Below are 19,559 nucleotides of genomic sequence, written 5' to 3'. Positions count from 1 at the left end.
CATGTTCCCTTAAGCGCTAGGTGGGACCAACTCATCAAAGAGATCATTGAGATTGTCATTCACTTTCAAATGAATCAAATTCCAATAATGCCCTGAAACAGTCCGGTTCACCATCAAGGTATCCGGTGACGGTTTAAACACATCCCAGTATTTAAGAGATGGCTTAATTAATTCTACCCCGTCATGGTGCGCTGAGTTTTCAGCAAAGTCGTATTGTGTGGTCAGTGGACGCATCAGTACTTCAAGCCATTGTTCATACAACTCCGCAGGGAATTTACCGAGTTCATTGAGGGAATGTAGGGCATCGAGTTGCTGTTCCATCAGTGGAATATCGTGCTTGCGTGCAGCATTAATCAATTGCTTAAAGTGTGACACGATTTCAGGAGACAGGGTTTTCACACCGCCGTAGTCATACACGATGACTGAACCATCTTCACGAAAGGCGAAGTTGCCCGGATGTGGGTCACAGTGGAAACGTTTAAGGAAGAAAATTTCACGGCCAATGGCACGGAATAACCGTCTTCCCAAGGCATTTCGTGTTTCTTGTGACCATGTGCTGGCAGTTTCTATACTGTCGCCAAGCTCTAGACTTAAAGTCAATATATGACGTGAAGAATAATCTTTATAGACCTGTGGAATAATGATTTTGTCATCCAGCGCACTATGAAAAGCACGGGCCACATCTAAGTTTTGTGCTTCAATTTCATAGTTTAGTTCGTTGTCCAAACTGTCCTGAATTTCACGAAATAGCTTGTCTTGTAACTTCCGATCAATTTTCAATACGCCCATCAGACGAAGTGCAAGGCGAACTTGTTTTAAATCACTTTCACAGGCTTCTTCGACACCCGGATATTGCACTTTCACCACCACCTGCTGACCATTGGGTAACACGGCTTTATGCACCTGCCCAATGGATGCAGCGGCAAAAGGTTGTTCTTCAAAACTTTTAAAAATTTGCGCGAGGGGTTTGCCGAGTTCTTGTTCTACTTGAGCCTTAATTTCAGCAAAAGGCATGGCTGGCGCTTGGCGTTGTAATTTACTGATCGCTTTTGCGACTTCAGGTGGAAAAATGTCTTTGTACTGCGAGGCAATTTGTCCGACTTTCATCACCGCACCCTTCATTTCACCCAAAGTGTCTGCAATTTGCAGACCGATGTCCTGAAAAAGTTTACTGCGAGATGCATTTTTCTGTTCTTCATCGGCAGTGATATTGCGGATGGAATTGGAAACGGTTTTAGTAGCAATGCTTGCCGTCATACTGGCAAGTTTCATAAAGCGACGACCCGGTGTGCTAGCCGTTTTTGCCATGTGATGTTCCTCAAGATCATCATTTATTATCTAATACCGATCATAGGCGACAAAACACAAACTGCCTACTTTAAATTGTTAAGACTTTATTTGCATTGATAAAATGATGGGCAAAAATGTAAATACTGAAAATAATTCAGGCAAATTTAAGCCACGTGCTGAATGGTTTAAAATATCGCGTCGCTAGAAGAGAACTGAACGATGAAAGTGTATCGCTATTTAACCGGTAAAGATGATGTCAATTTCTGTGCCCGTGTGACCAAAGCTTTAAATGAAGGCTATGAATTGTATGGATCACCGACCATGAGTTTTAATGGGACAGAGGTGATTGTCGGGCAGGCGATCGTGAAAGACGTAGAGGACGACAGCCAAGTGCCACAAAGTTTAAAAAATGCCATCGAGGCGCTTAATTAGTTGGTTTTTGCTGCTTCGCTCGATTCAGTTTTTTCCAGTTCTAAATGTGGACTGAGATATTTACTGCATTGGTTATGGTGTAAATTTTCATTCAAGGTGATGAGGTTTTGCGTCACGATAAAATCCTGATCATCCGCAGAGGCAAACTTTTGATTGGCCTTGATGAAGTCCTGATAGGTATACGCCATACCAGACTGCTGACAACTTAATTTTAAACGTGCGGTATATGAGTCCGCCTGTTGTTCATGATAAAAGCGAAAGGCTGTCCAAAGTGCTTGATTGATGTAATCAAATTCGGGTTGTGATTGGACTTTGATGGGTGCGTGATATAAAGGAAATTCATGTCGGTTGATCGTTTGTTCAGCTTGTAGTGACATGGAAAAGCCTAAGCTCAGACAGAGACTAATCGAGCGAAATACATGGGACATGTTTATTTTCCTCTTCTTCGTATTTTTATTTATGGCGTTGCTATGCAGAGTGTTAATTTGCATTAATCTTCTGCATAGCGTAGCCGTCTTTTTTAAGTAACTGATGTTACGTAGTAACATCAGAAGCGCCATTTGATTCAAATAAAAGAACGATACGCGGTAACGTCATCCGCAAGTGTTTGAGACAGGACTACTTCTAATCAAAAATGTTTTTGCGTGACTTTGAATAATTACACGCTGGTGAACGAGTTTTGCGGATGACAATGGTTTTGGGTACTTTTGCCGAAACAAAAATACCTCCAGCCGAAGGCTAATCCCGTTATTCAATCCCTAAGATGTAAGACTCCGTCGAATAAAATTAAAAATCATTTTAAAAATGCAAAATTACTTTTATGTGCGTAACATCAGTTAAGTAACTTTTTAGATGATTTTTTAGGGCTTATCCCGCATGTGCTAAACGTTTATTCATCATAAATAAACGCGTAAGTAGCAGTGTACATGCGACAGTCAGACCTACAATCAGGCCAATCCAAACGCCTGCAGCACCAGTCGTAGTGAAGCGTGCAAGATAGATCCCGACAGGGAAGGCAATGATCCAATACGCGATCATGGTGATCCACATCGGCCCTTTAGTGTCTTGCATGCCGCGTAAACACCCTGCGGCACTGACTTGCCATGCGTCCATCAACTGATAGGCAATCGCGAACAAGACCAAATACACGGCAAGCTGAGTCACATCATAGTCATTGGTATAGAGTGACACAATTTCATTACGTAAAAGCCAAAGCAGCAACATGGTAATCAGGGCAAATACCGTCCCTGTCAACATACCGATTTTCTGGACTTTTCGCATAGCCAGCCAGTTCTTTTCCCCATAATAGGTACCGACCCGAATGGTCAGCGCAATCGCCAGTGACATGGGAATCATAAACAATTGCGAGGTAATCGAAATGGCGACTTGATGCGCTGCAATGGTAACTTCGCCTAAGGGACTCAACACAATAGCGGCTGTACTAAAAATACTGACTTCAAAGAAAATGGCTAAGCCAATCGGAAAGCCGAGTTTTAAAATACGTTTGATCCATTCACTGTTCATTTTTTCAAAAGCAGCGAAAGGTTGGGTTTTTTGATAGGCCGATCCTTTGAAAACGTACATCGCCAAAGCAAAGAACATTAACCATTGCAAAATCGCGGTGGCAAAACCACATCCTGCTGAACCCAGTTCAGGGACTGGGCCTAAACCATACATAAAAATAAAGTTCAGTGGAATTAACACCAATAAGGCCAGCAGACTCAGCACAGTGACTGGACGCGGATGCCCCAATGCTTCTGAGTAACCACGTAAAGCTGCGTACATGGTGACAGCAGGCATACCTAAACTAATCGCATGTAGAAATAAACTGGCTTTGGGAAGCAAGGCCTCAGGTACACCAAGTACAGGAAGTAAAAGCGGCATTGCCTGTAAAACCAGTGCAGCGATAATGCCAAGAAACAACGCAACCCACAAAGACTGACGGGCGATGGTGGCAATTTTTTCAGGCGTCCGAGCACCATTGGCTTCGGCAACCAATGGGGTGGTGGCAATCATAATGCCGCTGAACAGCAGCATGACTGGTATCCATAAGCCGACCCCGACCGCAATGGCTGCAAGGTCATTGGCGGACATGTGTCCAGCCATGATGGTATCAATGAGACCAAATCCCGCTTGCGCAAACTGCGTGATCAATATCGGGATCATTAAATGAAACAGTTGTTTTAATTCATACTTGCTGCTTGTTACAGCCGTGACAGTAGACACAGAATGTACTCATTTCTTGTGAGGTGCTTAGGAATGAGGTCTTAGCGTTGGAAAGTGAGAAGCACACCAATAAAAATCACCACGCCACCCAATAAGCGTTGCCAGTTAATCGGGGTTTTTTCAGTGCCGAGCAAGCCAAAATGGTCAAATACCATCGACATTAAGATCTGTCCAAAAATAATCAGACCGGAGAGGGATAAAAAACCCAGTTTCGGTGCGGTATAAATACTGATACTGATGGCATAAACACCCAAAAATCCCCCCAACCATAAATACCAAGGGATTTGAGCAAAACTTGCAAAGTCCGGTTTTTCGGCCGATTGAAAAAACACCATAAAGGCGAGGACTATTGTACCAACCAAAAAAGAAAAAAGGGCAGCTTGCAGCGGTGAATATAAATATTCACGCAATTGGCTGTTGATCGCTGTTTGAATGGTCATGGCGATGCCAATACCCATCGCGAGCGGCAGTAAGTACAATAAATGGCTGCTTATTTTCATCTTGTTATCAGCAAATTCTTTTTTAATATGATCAGTCTACTGTATTCGATCAGAGTTTTCACAAGCACTCTGATGCAGTCATGTTAAAATAAACAGTATTCTTCAACGCATTTTGAGCAATCTCCTTGGCTGAATTAAATCCTGCACTCGTTCCTTTGTCTTTATACATTCACATGCCGTGGTGTGTGCGTAAATGTCCATACTGTGACTTTAATTCGCATGCGGTGCCGAATGGTGAATTGTCTCTGGACTTAGAACAAGAATATTTACAGGCGTTGGTTGAAGACTTTAAAACCCAAGTCGATTTTGCTCAGGGCCGCCTGATTCATAGTGTATTTATTGGTGGCGGTACACCATCTTTGATTTCTGCCCAAGGTTATCAATGGTTATTTACTCAGCTCAAAGCATTGGTGCCATTTGAAAAGGGCTGTGAAATTACCTTGGAAGCCAATCCCGGTACGGTTGAGCACGATCCTTTTTCAGGTTATTTAGAGGCAGGGATTAATCGTTTATCTATCGGTGTGCAGAGTTTTAATACCGAGCAACTGAAAAAACTGGGTCGGATTCACTCGAATGACGATGCCATTTCTGCCATTCAGCATGCACGGGAAGCAGGTTTTGAACGGGTGAATGTCGATTTGATGCATGGCCTGCCTGAACAAGCGATTGAGCAAGCGCTTTTGGATTTGAAATTGGCTGTGGAAAATGGCGCAACACATGTGTCGTGGTATCAGTTGACGATTGAGCCGAATACGGTCTTTTTCCGCACCCAGCCGATTCTGCCTGTCGATGATGTGCTTGAAGAGATTCAAGCGCAGGGCGAAGCCTATTTAACAGCGCAAGGCTTTATCAATTATGAAGTGTCGGCATGGCGTAAAGAAAAGCCGTCGGCACACAATTTAAATTACTGGCAGTTTGGCGATTATTTGGCGATTGGCGCAGGCGCGCATGGTAAAGTGACCATGCCAGACGGGGTGTATCGTTTCCAAAAAACCCGATTGCCGAAAGACTATTTAGCCAAAGTACCTGCTGAACATCTTCAGTTTAAGCGCATCGAAGCAGCCGACATGCCTTTTGAATTTATGATGAATGCACTTCGTTTAAATCATGGGGTGGAAGCCAAGCTATATAGCGAGCGTACAGGGGAAAGTTTAGAGCCGATTGCCGAGTTATTGAACTCATTACGTGAACGTAAATTGATGGTCAGTGATCCAACACTTTTGTCTTGTACCGAGCAGGGACATATCTTTTTAAATTCAGTATTGGAAGAATTCCTGTAATGAAAGCTATATCAAACTTGTTTTAAAATTTGAGCGACAAGTAATTTTTCATATTCCGAATGTAATTTGCAGAATGTGTATGAAATTATTCAGTTGATAATTGAATTTACATGGCATAAAGGAACTTCAGAAAATGAAATATATTTTAACTGCGACGTTATTAACTATAGCTTTGGTGGGTTGCACCGATAAAAAAGCACCATCAGAACAAAATGTTGCAACAGAGGCAACGACCGCAACTGCACAAACAAACAAACGATGTTGCAGTATCTCAAGATGAGCAAGTGATTCACTTTACAGGGCCACAAGATCTTAGCCTTGAGTTAAAAACCAAAGATAATTTTGAAACCGCACAATTGACTGATAATTCTGATCGTGTGTATGAATTGAAACGAGGAGTTTCAGGAAGTGGTGTACGACTTGCCAACGACCAAGGTGTTTCAATTCACTTTAAGAACTTTAATGGTGTGAATGAAGGCACTGTTGAGTTGGTAAAAGATAAACCCATAGAGATTAAAGAATTTATTGCTGATAAAGCAAAGTAAATATTAAAAAAGACCGCATGAGCGGTCTTTTTTTAATTTAGCTTAACGATGTTTCGGTGGCATTGGCGGTAATTTATGCTGCGAAACAGGTTTGTGTTGATTGCCTTTAAAAGCTACTGCCTTATGATTTTGTTTGGCAAATTTTGCATGAGCTTGTTGATGCTCTTTTTTCACCATTTGCGGCCCAGCAGGTTTGTGATGTGTTGCTTTAGGCGGTACAGGTTTTTTATCGAAGTGTGCAGCAGGTAGCGGATTTTTATGATCGAATGCAGGCGCTGCCATTGCAGACATTGTCGCAGTTGTTGCAATCAGACCAATCATTAATGAAGACATCAATTTTTTCATGGTTACGCTCTCTATGAATCAATGAAGTCATCATAGGGGGAGGCTATGCAGAAGATATGAAGTTGTATGAGATACAAATGTAAAGCTAAAATTATGGAGTTAAATTTACTTTAAGTATTTAATATTTATTAAATAAAATTATGTTTTAGCGATAAGGTGTTCTATTTTTGTTGAAAAATACAACAATATTTCTCCATATAAAGTTCATCTTTATACATTGTTATTACCTCATGAAGAAATTAAGAATACTACTCGTAATTCCTATAGATCAAAATTAAAAGAGAAGACAAAAAAGACCGCCGAAGCGGTCTTTTTATAGAGTCATTTAACTCGGTTTAAAGCTTAGTAGTCAAAGCTAAAGTGTTCAGGAGCCAAAGAAGTCATGGTCTTCGATGGGTTAACCATTGCTTCAGCGTGACCTTGTGAGCGTGGTAATAGACGTTCAAAGTAGAAGTCAGCCACTTTGATTTTTGCTTTATAGAACTCAGGAACTTCTGCACCATTGCCTTCTGCTAATTTTTCAGAAGCTACGGCAGCTTGTTGTGCCCAGAAATAAGCCATCATCACGTAGCCAGAGAACATTAAGAAATCGACAGAAGCAGAAGATACGATGTCACGGTCTTTACGTGCTGCAAGCATGATACGAACCGTTAATGCATTCCACTGTGCGCAAAGCTTCGTTAAGTCCCACGCAAAACGACGCATGTATTTGTTACGTGCATGTTGACCACAGAACTTCAAGATTTCAGCTGTGTAGTCACGAATCACTTTACCTTTAGAGGTCAACAGAACTTTACGACCAATCAAGTCTAGTGCTTGAACGCCTGTTGTGCCTTCGTAGAGAGTAGAGATACGTGAGTCACGAACAATTTGTTCCATGCCCCATTCTTTAATATAACCATGACCGCCGTATACTTGCATACCATGGTTTGCAGCTTCATAACCCATTTCGGTTAGGAAACCTTTGAGAATCGGTGTGTAGAAGCCTAAGTGGTCATCATGTGCTTCAAACGCTGCTGTATCACCGCGGGTTAAAGCATCAGTCATTTTGTCCGCAATTTGAGCTGCATAGTAAATCATTGAACGGCCGCCTTCAGCGATCGCTTTTTGAGTTAAAAGCATACGACGTACGTCTGCATGGTGAATAATCGCATCGGCTACCTTTTCAGGATCTTTTTTACCTGAAAGTGCGCGCATAGACATACGTTCTTTGGCATATGGAAGAGCGCCTTGGAATGCCAATTCAGCATGTGCAATGCCTTGGATCGCTGTACCAATACGTGCAGTGTTCATAAAGGTGAACATTGCGTGTAGGCCTTTGTGTTTTTCACCGATCAAGTAGCCAATGGCATTATCAAAGTTCAGCACAGCTGTTGCCGAAGCACGGATCCCCATTTTGTGTTCAATCGAACCACACGTTACAGGATTGCGTTCGCCCACAGTACCATCTGCATTCACAAGGAATTTTGGAACGATGAATAATGAAATGCCTTTAGTACCTGCAGGTGCATCTGGAAGACGTGCAAGAACGATATGTACGATGTTCTCTGTTAAATCATGCTCACCCGCAGAGATGAAGATTTTTGTACCAGAAATTGCATAGCTACCATCAGCTTGAGGTTCCGCTTTGGTTTTTACCTGACCTAAGTCGGTACCGCATTGAGGTTCAGTTAAGCACATGGTGCCTGACCAAGTTCCAGCAACAAGATTCGGTAAATATTGGTTTTTCTGTTCTTCTGAACCAAATTGTAGAATGGTGTTGATACAACCTACGCTGAGACCTGGATACATTTGGAATGACCAGTTCGCTGTACCCATCATTTCAGATTTGATGAGATTCAACGACTGTGGCAAGTTTTGACCGCCAAATTCTTCAGGGAAAGACAGACCTTGCCAGCCACCCTGTACAAATTGGTCATAGGCTTCTTTAAACCCTTTTGGTGTTTTCACATCACCATTTTCAAAATGACAGCCTTCTTCATCACCCGTTTGGTTCAAAGGCGAAAGGATGTTTTCACAAAAATCCGCTGCACCTTCTAAAATCATGTCGACAGTGTCTGCATCAGCAGCTTCACCATTAGACAAAGTTTTGTAATGTGCTGGGTAATCGAGCACTTCATTCATTAAGAAACGAATATCGTGTAAAGGCGCTTTATATGCAGGCATAGTCTTAATCCTAATATCTAAATTTTTTTGGATTATCTGTATTGATGATTTGATTATTCATAATTTCATCTAAAAAACATTGATGAATACGCCCTTAAAAAATGTCAGAAAGGCGAATTGTAATATTTAACCAACATGTGAAAAATAAACTTCTGATAGACTTGATGTTGATCTTTTGATCATTTTTTTCTTTTAATAAATCATAAAGAACTTAGGTCTTTCGTACAATTATGCGATTAAAATATATAACACTTTGTTTACTGGGTTTGAGTATTACTGGGTGTGCTCAACATGTCATAAAAACCAATTCAACGGATCAGTCTCTCGGGCAACAAGCCACTCAAGGCTTAAACGCAATGTTTGAAAATGCCAGTTATGACATGAAAGGGCAATTTTCAATTCAGACAGATCTTCAGTTCGATGAAAAAAAGCCTGAAACCAAGTCAAAGCCTGCGATAAGCACACAGCCAGAGCTGGATCCTAAACTTAAAAAACAACTGGATCAGTTGATTAAAACCCAAAATATTCCGTTTAGCCAAAAAGAAAAGAAACAGCTCTATCAAGCCATTGCCAATGAATCGATCCCACCATCAGTGCGCTATAGCGATGAAGAGGATGGCGTTTCTCCGCAATCTAAAATTGCTCAATCACTGCTGAATGTATTGAATGATTTACAGTTTAGCTATAGCGGTTCAGTACATTTTAGAGAAAAACTTGCTGCCTTAACCTTGCAATTGAGTTATCAAAAACCGACCTTGCAGGTGAATGCACAGTTGCCGATGATCATTGATTTTAATCAACATAAATTTTATACCAACTACTTTGCGTTCATGCCTTTTATGGTGAATCGCGAAAGCCAAAGCAGCTTGGCTTATGTGGATTTTTCAAAACATAAAGAGACGATTGCTCAGTACGATTTGAAAAAATTTGCTGACTATTTAAAACAGATGAATGCTTTGCCCTATGTCTTGGCAGAGCCGAATCAAGTGCAAAATATTGCTTTAACACGTGATGAAAAAAATGCAGGGCTGACTAAAAAAATCCGCTATGTGGGTGATCTCGATGCGCTTTACACCCAGCTTGAACTTTTTGATTTTGTGAACGCCAACTATTACACCACGCAAATCAAAGGTCAGCGCAATAGTGACGCTGAGCAAGATGAATCTGTGGACGCTGCTGCGCATCTCAGTGCTTCCGAAGAGGCGATGGCTGCGGCTGAAGCGGCGGGAGGGACTGCAGTAGCGGCAGCAGCTGAGGATGAAGACTATGATGCGGCTTATGCATCTGTAGAACGTGTGAATGAGCTGCTCAATGCGAAAATGCATGGCCTGATGTATCACCAACACGAAACGGAAGACGAACAAACGTCTTCTGCCGCTGAATCTGCTGAAGAGGCGATTGATACTGCAAGTGCATATGCGGAGGCAACCGCGGGTGATGACGAAGAAGCCTATAGTTCGGATACTGAAGTAACCGAAGTTTATGCGGCTTCTGAGGAAGATGATGAAACAGCGAACTTATCTGAGGAAGTCTGTCAGGCCTTGATAAACACCAAACAGGTGCCGATTGGTAAAATCACATTGTGTCAGGATTATCAAGATGTTCGGGTGATACCACTGCAAGAAGATTCTGTACCATCGGCCTCTGCTGCGGACGCATCCAATACAGATTCTGAGATTGCGGACGCTGTTGAGCAGTTAAAACCAGTATTCCAGCAATATCAAAGTGAACAACTTGTCGATGTAAAACAATTCCAGCAATTATGGCAAAAGCATCAAGCTGAAATTGCGCAGGTGCTGAATGCAGAGGATAAAGCATCTTCGAATGTCGTGATGGATGTAGGCTTAGATCACAAAGGCCGCGTCCAAGTAATGGACTATCAATTGGCCTTTAATGAGCCACGTCTTGGTCAATTAAAGCTGAAAAGTAGCAACCAAATCTTGAATTATGGCAATGCGACTAAAATTGATCGTCAAGCCATGAAACAGGCAAAATCCATTGAGGAAGTCAGTAAAGATTCACTCTTTGAAAATATGTTGAAAGGCCTGCTTGCGCCAATCACGGGAAATGATCCTCTGCTTGCTGAAGCAGAAACTGCATCGGTCGATGATGTCCGTGCTGTAAATGAAGAAATCGAACTTCCTGAATATCTCAGTACTGTGGCATTGCAAAGTTATAAACGTCATCAATCTGAAGTGAAAGCCTATCAAGCGGCATTTGTCGTGGCATTTGCTAACTATCGCGCTCAGTATGTGCGTTATTACTCAGCCAATGATTTGAATGAAATTGCAGAAGTTTATGCGTATCGATTTGTTGATGGCTTAAAAGAGCCAACAGGCAATGCGCTGAAACGTTTAAATCAATTACGTGATAAGCATGCTTTGCATCGCTATCAAGACTTTGATGACTTAGGTTCTTCAGTCAATCATTATGTGCAGTCGGGGATTGGTGAGTACAAAGCTCAGGTTGAGTGGAAACAATTGCAAAAAACTTATAAGACTGATCAGGCGATTTTTGCACATTTATATCAACAAAACTTTTTAGCCAGTTATGAACTGGAAGGAACTGAAAAAGCGCATTTGGTGAAAGCATCAAAAATCTATGCGCAAGCCTTTGCTGATGATATCAAAGGAAAATTATCAGAAGCGTCATTGCAAGGCCTAGCAGCAGAACACGAAGAGTTGTTCAGCCAATCGGCTTATTATGAGACCTATAAGGCGATACAAAAACACAAGAACTAAGTTGGATCAAAAAAAGAACCTCAATTGAGGTTCTTTTTTTAGGTGTTTCGACTGCTCAGAAAGTGAATTGAGCAAATCATTTTGAATTATAGAAAGTCTTTTAGATCAGGTTTGACGCCATTCCAAATGGAAAAAGATTCAATCGCTTGACCAACCAACATGCCAAAACCTTCTGAGGTTGGAACATGGCGTGCTTTGGCTTGATCCAAAAATGTCGACGGTTTGCCATAGGCCATTTCATAAGCATGTGTAAATTGTAAAGCTTCAGGCAAAATCAGTGCATCACCCGTTAAACTGGCCGATGTTGCGTTAATCACCAGATCAAATTGACCTGCTAAGTCGGCGAGGGCAATGGCTGCAAGTTCAGCATTCGGTACAGCAGTTTTTAAGTCAGCGACCAATTGTTCAGCACGCGCTAAAGTACGGTTGGCAATCACGATTTTTTTGGCCCCAGCTTGTACCAGTGGGTAAATCACGCCACGTGTCGCACCGCCTGCACCAATGATCAATATATCGCTCTGTTCTAGATTCCAATCTAAGGCACGGATGGCATCGACTAGGCCTTGTCCATCGGTATTATCGCCATGGAGTACGCCATCTTGCATCCAAAGTGTATTGACCGCACCTGCAATTTTGGCACGTTCAGTAAGCACGGTACATTGTGCATACGCTTGTTCTTTAAACGGAACAGTGACATTCATACCGATACCACCTTCGGCAAAGAAGGATTCGACACTGTGCTGAAAACCATCGAGTGGCGCAAGTCGTTTGCTGTACTGAATGTCGAGGCCTGTTTTTTCAGCGAAGGCATGATGAAGTTCAGGTGAGCGTGATTGTTCAATCGGGTTGCCAATCACGGCAAATTGTTTGCTCATTGCACAGCGTCCATGTAGATGTGAAAGAGCAGACAATATACGCCAAAACCGAAGATGGCTAAAGTTCGGGCAGTCTTAAAATCGTGAAATAAAGGCGGAAAATTAAGGATTACAAATATCTAAGACGCTTTGAATCAAGATGCTCGCAGCACTGATGACTAGACCAATCAAGGCAACGACCATGAAGCCAATGGCCAAATTATCATTCAAAGACGTTTCGGAAAAAATATTGGTACTGATAGCGCTGATCAGCACAACAGCAAAGCTCCAAAACACCAAGGCAGTAAGACTGACTGCTTTTTTATTGAGTGTTTGATGTGTCATGTGCGTTGTACTCCGTACAAGAAAGTTACAGCCATAAGTTTATTGACACATTGTGCAATGACATAGCTTAAAGCTGTTTAAAAGATGTGTCATTGTTGAGCAATCTGATTACAAAGTAAATGCTTAAAAAATTTATTTATGCATCAAGATATTACATACAAATGAATACTCTAATCATCAGGTAATAAAAAGCCCCTGACGGACAGGGGCGAATACATGTTTATCGGTTTTATTTCAGCGTATTCAGCCAATCTTGCGGTTTTAAATAAAAGTCGGTGAGTTTTTTCTCGGCAGAATGTTCTTCCCATTCAGGACGATATGACCAGCCCGCCAAAGGTGGCATACTTACTAAAATGGATTCAATACGCCCACCAGTTTGTAAACCAAATAAGGTGCCACGGTCATAGACAAGGTTATATTCAACGTAACGACCACGACGGTAAAGTTGGAAGTCTCGTTGTGCTTCGGTATAGGCTTTGTCTTGGTTTCTTTGGAAGATCGGTAAAATTGCCTCTAAATAACCATTACCGACGGCCTGCATATATTTGAAACAGGTTTCAAAGTCCCATTGGTTGAGATCATCAAAGAATAAACCACCCACACCACGTTGTTCATCACGGTGTTTGAGATAGAAATAGTCATCACACCATTTCTTATGTTCATCATAGAGCGTATCGCTAAATGGGGCACAAAGATCATGGGCAGTTTGATGCCAAGACAAGACATCTTCATCATTTGGATAAAATGGAGTGAGGTCAAAACCACCGCCAAACCACCAAATCGGATCTTGTCCTTCTTTTTCCGCGACAAATAAACGCACATTGGCATGTGAGGTTGGGACGTTGGGGTTTTTCGGGTGAATTACCAATGACACGCCCATGGCTTGCGCTTTTGCACCTGCAATAGCGGGATGGCGTTCAGTCGCTGAGGCAGGTAATTTTGAAATGTTGATGTGCGAGAACATCACACCACCTTTTTCAATCACCGTCCCATTTTGTAGAACACGTGAGCGACCACCACCACCTTCAGGGCGCTCCCAGTCATCGATCGCAAATTCGGCACTTCCGCCACCAGCACGTTCTTGCTGTTCCAATGCGGCACAAATCCGTGCCTGTAAATCGCGAAGGAATTCATCTACACGTTGAATATCGGCTGAAGTTGGATTCTGCATGGTGACCTTTATTAAAATAATTTAAAGATAAGTGTCATCAAAGCATAAATTAGGTGAAAACTTAAGGCATTTTTCCCGATACTCAGCATCGGATCTTTGCTTTAAATCTAGATATCTAGTGATTAAACCAAAAGATCATGCAAAGTTAGCAGCAATTGCTCCGGCTGAAATTGAGCCTATTCCGACAAATTTGCTAGGTTGAATTCACATCTGAAGCTCAGCACAATAATCATCAGGTAGATTTAAATTGAATCTCATTGATTGAAATGGTGCATCGATGTCTCAGCAGGCGAGTTCTTTAATTCAAAAATACAATGTACCAGGTCCACGCTATACCAGTTATCCAACCGTGCCGTATTGGGAGGAAGCTGAATTTTCATTGCAACAGTGGAAACAGGGATTGAAGCGTTCATTTGATGAGACTAATCACAGCGAAGGCATCAGTCTGTACATCCATCTACCCTTTTGTGAAAGCTTATGTACGTTTTGTGGTTGCCATAAAAAAGTTACGAAAAAACATGAGATGGAGCTGCCTTATATTCAGGCGGTGCTGAAAGAATGGGACTTATATTGTCAGCTCTTGGTCGACCGGCCAATAATTAAAGAAATTCATTTGGGCGGGGGAACGCCTACTTTCTTTTCTCCTGAGCATCTCACCCAGTTGATTCAAGGGATTTTAGCGCAGGCAGATATTGCTGATGCACATGAATTTAGTTTTGAAGGGCATCCGAACAATACCACACGTGAGCATTTACAAGCCTTGTACGAAGTTGGGTTTCGACGCGTGAGCTATGGGGTGCAGGATTATAATGAAAAAGTGCAAAAAGCCATCCACCGTATTCAGCCCTTTGCACATGTTGAACAAGTAACACAGTGGGCACGTGATATTGGCTATACCTCTATTTCACATGATTTGGTTTTTGGTCTGCCATTTCAGGATTTAAACGATGTGTTGCATACCATTGAACAGACCACTCGTTTGATGCCAGATCGTCTAGCCTTTTATAGCTATGCACATGTGCCGTGGATTAAGGGCAATGGTCAGCGTGGTTTTAAAGATGCCGATGTCCCGAAAGATGATTTAAAGCGTCAATGCTATGAAGAAGGTAAAAAACAGCTACTGGCGCAGGGCTATCATGAAATTGGGATGGATCATTTTGCATTAACCCAAGATCCGATGTATCAAGCTTTTCAGCAGGGCAGTTTGCACCGTAATTTTATGGGCTATACCGCATCGAAAACCCAAGTGATGATTGGTCTCGGCTTATCTTCGATCAGTGATAGTTGGTACAGCTTTGCACAAAATGAAAAGAAAATTGAAGACTATTATGCACGTTTAGAGCAAAACCAAATTCCTGTTTATCGAGGTCATGTGCTGACTGAAGAAGACTTGATTATCCGTAAACATATTCTGAATTTGATGTGTACCTTCCAAACTTCTTGGGCAGGTCCAGAAAAGCAATTTCCTGAGCTTGATGAAGTATTAGCGCAATTGGCTGAAATGCAAGAAGATGGCTTGCTCGAGATTTTTGATCAGCATATTCAGGTGCGTGACGCAGGCAAGCCTTTTGTTCGCAATATCTGCATGGCTTTTGATTTACGATTAAAACGTCGTGTTCCTGAAAATCGTATTTTTTCGATGACGATTTGAATCTCCCCTAACCCCTCTTTAATAAAGAGGGGGAAGCCTCCCTTTTGTAAAGGGAGGTTTGGAGGGATTAATTTATGGAGAATTTATAGGATTTTTAAAAATCGTCCTTTTGATACATATGCGACATACGATCATGTTTGGTTTTTAAATATTGTTCGTTAAAGGGATTTAAACCCACAGTCAGCGGAACGCGATCAACGACATTCACGCCTTGCTCTTGTAGCGCTTCAATTTTTAACGGGTTATTGGTAATGAGACGCACCGCAGTAATGTTGAGATGATTCAACATGATAGGACACATATCATAACGACGTGCATCGGCAGGAAGATCCAATAATAAATTGGCATCGACTGTGTCATGGCCTTGGTCTTGTAGGGCGTAAGCACGAATTTTATTGGTCAAGCCAATACCACGACCTTCTTGGCGTAAATATAAAATCACCCCTTGACCTGCATCATTAATTAATTTTTGGGTCGCTTGAAGCTGTGGGCCACAGTCACATTTGAGTGAAGCGAAGGCATCACCGGTGAGGCATTCGGAGTGGATACGAACTAAAACAGGTTCAGTGGGAGCTTGTTCTAGTCCTTTAGAGAGTGCGACGTGTTCTTCACCGGTTTCAGGATCCTGAAAAACCGTAATATTGAATTCACCAAAAGCGGTCGGTAATCTTGACGTTGCGACAAATTCTATAGGCACTGCTTAACCCGTTTATTCGATTATAAATTGGCTAAAGTATAGCGTAATGCTTGGACATTGGTAGAATTGCAACGACGAATTTATGCAGAACATTTTCTTTTTTGTATAAAGCGAACGATAATAGTTGATAAATAGGAAGATTATTCAGGATAATCTGACTCATTCAAAATCTCCCCAACGAGATCATTGCTAAAAATTACATCGCTACAAGTTTGGCTGATTGTAAGGTGATACAATTCGACGATATGATCGAGTTACCCATTTAGACCGAGCTTAGGAATTTGCCAGGCTTTAGAAGGCTTTGCCACATTATGCTGTATAAAGAAATACCATTTCAACGCCCTGTAACACCGTTGCTGGATACGATTAACCATCCTCAACAACTTCGTTTACTCGAGCGCAGCCAATTAGAGCAAGTGGCGGATGAGTTACGTCAATTTATTTTGTATGCGGCCGGACAAAGTGGTGGGCATTTTGGTGCCAATCTTGGGGTGATCGAATTAACCGTGGCATTACATTATTGTTTTGATACACCACGTGATCGTCTGATTTGGGATGTGGGTCATCAAGCCTACCCGCATAAAGCCTTAACGGGTCGTCGTGAACAATTAGTGACGATTCGTGCTAAAGATGGTTTGGCAGCGTTTCCTGCCCGTGAAGAATCTGAATTTGACACCTTTGGTGTAGGCCATTCATCAACTGCGATTTCTGCTGGTCTTGGGATGTCATTGGCACGTCGCTTCAAGCAAGATCCCTGTCATGTGGTTGCAATCGTGGGTGATGGCGCGATGACAGCGGGCATGGCTTTTGAAGCCATGAACGATGCGGTGGCACACAATGCTGACCTCATGGTGGTATTGAACGACAATGATATGTCGATCTCATGCAGTACCGGTGGTTTTGCCAAACATTTGGCTGCGATTTGGGAAAGTGGTCAATCGGTGAATATTTCTGAAAATGGCGAAGCCTATATTCAACCGCATCCTGAATGGGCGTATAACTCACGCCTACATTGTGCTGCGACCGATGCTGCAGATAACTTATTTAAAGCCATTGGCTTTAACTACTTTGGTCCTTTTGATGGGCACGATGTTGAACAATTAACACATGTGTTTGAAGCCTTAAAAAAACGCACAGGCCCACGTTTAGTGCATGTCTATACCAAAAAAGGTAAAGGCTTTGCACCTGCCGAAGCAGATCAAATCAAATACCATGCCATCAGTAAAGTGAATGCACCCGTTGCAGTGGCAACTGCACCGAAATATTCAGATGTTTTTGGTCAGTGGTTATGTGATGAAGCTGCACAGGATGATCGTTTATTGGCGATTACCCCAGCGATGTGTGAAGGTTCAGGCATGGTGCAATTTGCCAAGCAGTTTCCTGAGCGTTTCTTTGATGTTGCCATTGCAGAACAACATGCGGTGACTTTGGCTGCGGGGATGGCCTGTGAAGGGGTAAAACCGGTTGTTGCAATCTATTCAACCTTCTTACAACGTGGTTATGATCAACTGATTCATGACGTCGCTTTGCAAAATCTTGATGTGACATTTGGTATCGACCGTGCAGGTTTGGTTGGTGAAGATGGCCCAACGCATGCCGGTGCATATGATTATGCCTTTATGCGTACCGTGCCAAACATGGTGATCATGGCGCCGAAAGACGAAAATGAATGTCGTCAAATGTTGCATACGGCTTATTTGTATAAAGGCCCAGCGGCGGTACGTTACCCACGTGGTAATGGACTGGGTGTTGAGATTCAGCAAGAGATGACCGAGCTTGAAATTGGCCGTGGTGAAATTCTTGCAAACTTCAATGATCAGCAAGATGACACCATTTCTATTCTGGCTTTCGGTAGTCGTGTTCAAGCGGCACTAGAGGCAGGACAGGCTTTAGCGACAAAGCTAGATGTGGCTGTACGTGTGATTAATATGCGCTTCGTGAAGCCATTAGATACACAGTTGATCGATCAAATCGCAGCAAGTACGCAACTGTTTGTGACAGTTGAAGAGCATGCAGTCATGGCGGGTGCGGGCAGTGCAGTAAATGAATATTTAGCCCAAGCAGGCGTGGTTAAGCCTGTGCTGAATTTAGGTTTGGCTGACGAGTTCATGCATCAAGCAACACATGCTCAAATGTTGCATCAGGCTGGACTGGATGCTGAAGGCATTGGCGCTTCAGTGACACAGAGCTGGCTAAAACATAAGCAAACAGTGGTTTGTTGAATTTCTAATTTTTAGAAACATTTTTTCCCTAAAAGCCCTTATATTTGATAAGATATAAGGGCTTTTATGCATTATTCTTTATCAGTATCTTCAAATTTGTAGTGGGTGTTCAATGGAACCTATGGTGGTTATGGCTGCGCGTGCGGCTCAATTAGTTGGTCAAGAGCTTTTAAAAGCGCATCAAAATCGTCATAAACTCGATCTACAAGTCGAAGAAAAAGGAATTGATGGTCCAGTAACGCGTGTAGACCGTTATTTGGAACAATTGACTATCGATACCCTACGTAAAAGCTATAAAAATCACAGTTTCCTAGGCGAAGAGTTTGGTCTTCAAGAAGGCAAAGGTCACGACGCTGATTGGTGTTGGATCATCGACCCACTTGATGGCACATTAAACTTCGTTAATGGTGTTCCACATTTCTGTATCTCTATTGCAGTTCAACATAAAGGTGTAACTCAACACGGTGTTATTTATGACCCTGTGAAAGATGAGTTGTTCTCTGCAAGCCGTGGTCGCGGTGCGATGATGAATCAACGTCGTATTCGTGTAAATGTAAAAGACAGCTTAGAAAACACTTTCCTTTCAGTGGGTCATGCGTATCGTAAAATTCGTAATGGCGAAGTGGTTTCTTATGCGAAAAACCATTTCAACTCATTGTTAAATGTGACTGAAGCCGGTGCTCAATACCGTCGTTCAGGTTCTGCTGCTCTTGATCTAGCATATGTTGCTGCCGGTCGTTTCGATGGTTATTTCGAACTTGGTTTGAAACCTTGGGACATCGCTGCGGGTGAACTTATTGTGAAAGAAGCGGGTGGTACTGTGGTTGATGCTCGTGGTGGTAACGACTCAATGGACAATGGTCAAGTACTTGCATGTTCTATGAAAATGCTTAAACCGCTTATGCAAGCTGTTGTTCCAGCTTGGGGTGAAGCTGCTAAATAATAGAACGCTTAGTTCGAGTTTATTGACAGAATAATGAAATAAAGCCCTCTTTATGAGGGCTTTATTTTTGTCTAATCGGTCAAAAATAATGGCTTAAACACCTATAATTTAAAGCTTCTTACAAAAAATATTCTGAAGTTGACTAAAACAG

General features: G+C 42.2%; 17 protein-coding genes. 7 read left to right on the top strand and 10 right to left on the bottom strand.

Annotated elements, in window-relative coordinates:
- Positions 1 to 9 precede the first annotated feature (9 nt).
- Positions 10 to 1,308, bottom strand: coding sequence for an AarF/ABC1/UbiB kinase family protein (locus tag FTU38_RS01130; RefSeq protein ID WP_111884186.1), 1,299 nt, complete (start codon positions 1,306 to 1,308; stop codon positions 10 to 12).
- A 201-nt stretch (positions 1,309 to 1,509) separates the two neighbouring features.
- Here FTU38_RS01130 and FTU38_RS01125 point away from each other — a divergent pair, with 201 nt between their 5' ends.
- Positions 1,510 to 1,722 (top strand): DUF1737 domain-containing protein, encoded by a 213-nt coding sequence (locus tag FTU38_RS01125; protein ID WP_180010499.1) that lies wholly within the window; start codon positions 1,510 to 1,512, stop codon positions 1,720 to 1,722.
- Here the strand turns inward: FTU38_RS01125 and FTU38_RS01120 are convergent.
- From FTU38_RS01120 to FTU38_RS01110, 3 genes are all read right to left on the bottom strand, one after another.
- On the bottom strand, positions 1,719 to 2,150 hold the full coding sequence (locus FTU38_RS01120) for a hypothetical protein (RefSeq protein WP_180010500.1): 432 nt from the start codon (positions 2,148 to 2,150) through the stop codon (positions 1,719 to 1,721). The two genes, FTU38_RS01125 and FTU38_RS01120, sit on opposite strands and share 4 nt — an antisense overlap.
- 439 nt (positions 2,151 to 2,589) lie before the next feature.
- Positions 2,590 to 3,948 carry an MATE family efflux transporter gene (locus tag FTU38_RS01115; protein ID WP_373683960.1) on the bottom strand — a complete coding sequence of 453 codons (1,359 nt, stop codon included), beginning with the start codon at positions 3,946 to 3,948 and terminating at the stop codon, positions 2,590 to 2,592.
- 41 nt (positions 3,949 to 3,989) lie between these two features.
- Entirely contained in the window at positions 3,990 to 4,448 is a 459-nt protein-coding gene (locus tag FTU38_RS01110; RefSeq protein ID WP_180064829.1) for a DMT family transporter, read from the bottom strand.
- Positions 4,449 to 4,573: 125 nt separating this feature from the next.
- On the opposite strand from FTU38_RS01110, the gene hemW reads away from it, so the two are divergent.
- Together hemW and FTU38_RS01100 are read left to right on the top strand one after the other, a co-directional pair.
- On the top strand, positions 4,574 to 5,728 hold the full coding sequence (gene hemW, locus FTU38_RS01105) for a radical SAM family heme chaperone HemW (protein ID WP_180110398.1): 1,155 nt from the start codon (positions 4,574 to 4,576) through the stop codon (positions 5,726 to 5,728).
- A 212-nt stretch (positions 5,729 to 5,940) separates the two neighbouring features.
- The gene (locus FTU38_RS01100) at positions 5,941 to 6,273 is read left to right on the top strand and encodes a hypothetical protein (protein ID WP_257225655.1); all 333 of its coding nucleotides are present in this window, start codon (positions 5,941 to 5,943) and stop codon (positions 6,271 to 6,273) included.
- Positions 6,274 to 6,315: 42 nt separating this feature from the next.
- On the opposite strand, the gene FTU38_RS01095 is transcribed toward FTU38_RS01100, so the two are convergent.
- Both FTU38_RS01095 and FTU38_RS01090 read right to left on the bottom strand, forming a co-directional pair.
- A complete protein-coding gene (locus tag FTU38_RS01095; RefSeq protein WP_180105610.1) occupies positions 6,316 to 6,618 on the bottom strand; it encodes a hypothetical protein in 303 nt (100 codons plus the stop codon).
- A gap of 342 nt (positions 6,619 to 6,960) precedes the next feature.
- Entirely contained in the window at positions 6,961 to 8,784 is a 1,824-nt protein-coding gene (locus FTU38_RS01090; RefSeq protein ID WP_180003419.1) for an acyl-CoA dehydrogenase C-terminal domain-containing protein, read from the bottom strand.
- Between the two features lie 230 nt (positions 8,785 to 9,014).
- On the opposite strand from FTU38_RS01090, the gene FTU38_RS01085 reads away from it, so the two are divergent.
- Positions 9,015 to 11,525: a hypothetical protein gene (locus tag FTU38_RS01085; protein ID WP_180110397.1), complete on the top strand. Its 2,511-nt coding sequence runs from the start codon at positions 9,015 to 9,017 to the stop codon at positions 11,523 to 11,525.
- A gap of 86 nt (positions 11,526 to 11,611) precedes the next feature.
- On the opposite strand, the gene aroE is transcribed toward FTU38_RS01085, so the two are convergent.
- From aroE to hemF, 3 genes are all read right to left on the bottom strand, one after another.
- Positions 11,612 to 12,400, bottom strand: coding sequence for a shikimate dehydrogenase (gene aroE / locus FTU38_RS01080; protein WP_180105608.1), 789 nt, complete (start codon positions 12,398 to 12,400; stop codon positions 11,612 to 11,614).
- Between the two features lie 102 nt (positions 12,401 to 12,502).
- Positions 12,503 to 12,724 (bottom strand): hypothetical protein, encoded by a 222-nt coding sequence (locus FTU38_RS01075; RefSeq protein WP_078189308.1) that lies wholly within the window; start codon positions 12,722 to 12,724, stop codon positions 12,503 to 12,505.
- Between the two features lie 229 nt (positions 12,725 to 12,953).
- Complete coding sequence (hemF, locus tag FTU38_RS01070) at positions 12,954 to 13,895, bottom strand: oxygen-dependent coproporphyrinogen oxidase (RefSeq protein WP_180026069.1); 942 nt, start codon at positions 13,893 to 13,895, stop codon at positions 12,954 to 12,956.
- A 277-nt stretch (positions 13,896 to 14,172) separates the two neighbouring features.
- On the opposite strand from hemF, the gene hemN reads away from it, so the two are divergent.
- Complete coding sequence (hemN, locus tag FTU38_RS01065) at positions 14,173 to 15,546, top strand: oxygen-independent coproporphyrinogen III oxidase (protein WP_180110396.1); 1,374 nt, start codon at positions 14,173 to 14,175, stop codon at positions 15,544 to 15,546.
- 94 nt (positions 15,547 to 15,640) lie between these two features.
- Here the strand turns inward: hemN and ribA are convergent, their stop codons facing one another.
- Complete coding sequence (gene ribA, locus FTU38_RS01060) at positions 15,641 to 16,243, bottom strand: GTP cyclohydrolase II (protein WP_180024333.1); 603 nt, start codon at positions 16,241 to 16,243, stop codon at positions 15,641 to 15,643.
- A 311-nt stretch (positions 16,244 to 16,554) separates the two neighbouring features.
- Here ribA and dxs point away from each other — a divergent pair, with 311 nt between their 5' ends.
- Together dxs and FTU38_RS01050 are read left to right on the top strand one after the other, a co-directional pair.
- Positions 16,555 to 18,465, top strand: coding sequence for a 1-deoxy-D-xylulose-5-phosphate synthase (gene dxs, locus FTU38_RS01055; protein WP_180110395.1), 1,911 nt, complete (start codon positions 16,555 to 16,557; stop codon positions 18,463 to 18,465).
- 112 nt (positions 18,466 to 18,577) lie between these two features.
- The gene (locus FTU38_RS01050; protein WP_078189303.1) at positions 18,578 to 19,408 is read left to right on the top strand and encodes an inositol monophosphatase family protein; all 831 of its coding nucleotides are present in this window, start codon (positions 18,578 to 18,580) and stop codon (positions 19,406 to 19,408) included.
- Positions 19,409 to 19,559: the final 151 nt, after the last annotated feature.

Origin of the sequence: Acinetobacter sp. YH12098 (assembly GCF_013419235.1) — a bacterium.
In the GTDB taxonomy this organism is placed as follows: domain Bacteria; phylum Pseudomonadota; class Gammaproteobacteria; order Pseudomonadales; family Moraxellaceae; genus Acinetobacter; species Acinetobacter amyesii.
Note: the sequence above shows the minus strand (reverse complement) of the source record. Positions and strands in the feature narration are given on the sequence as shown.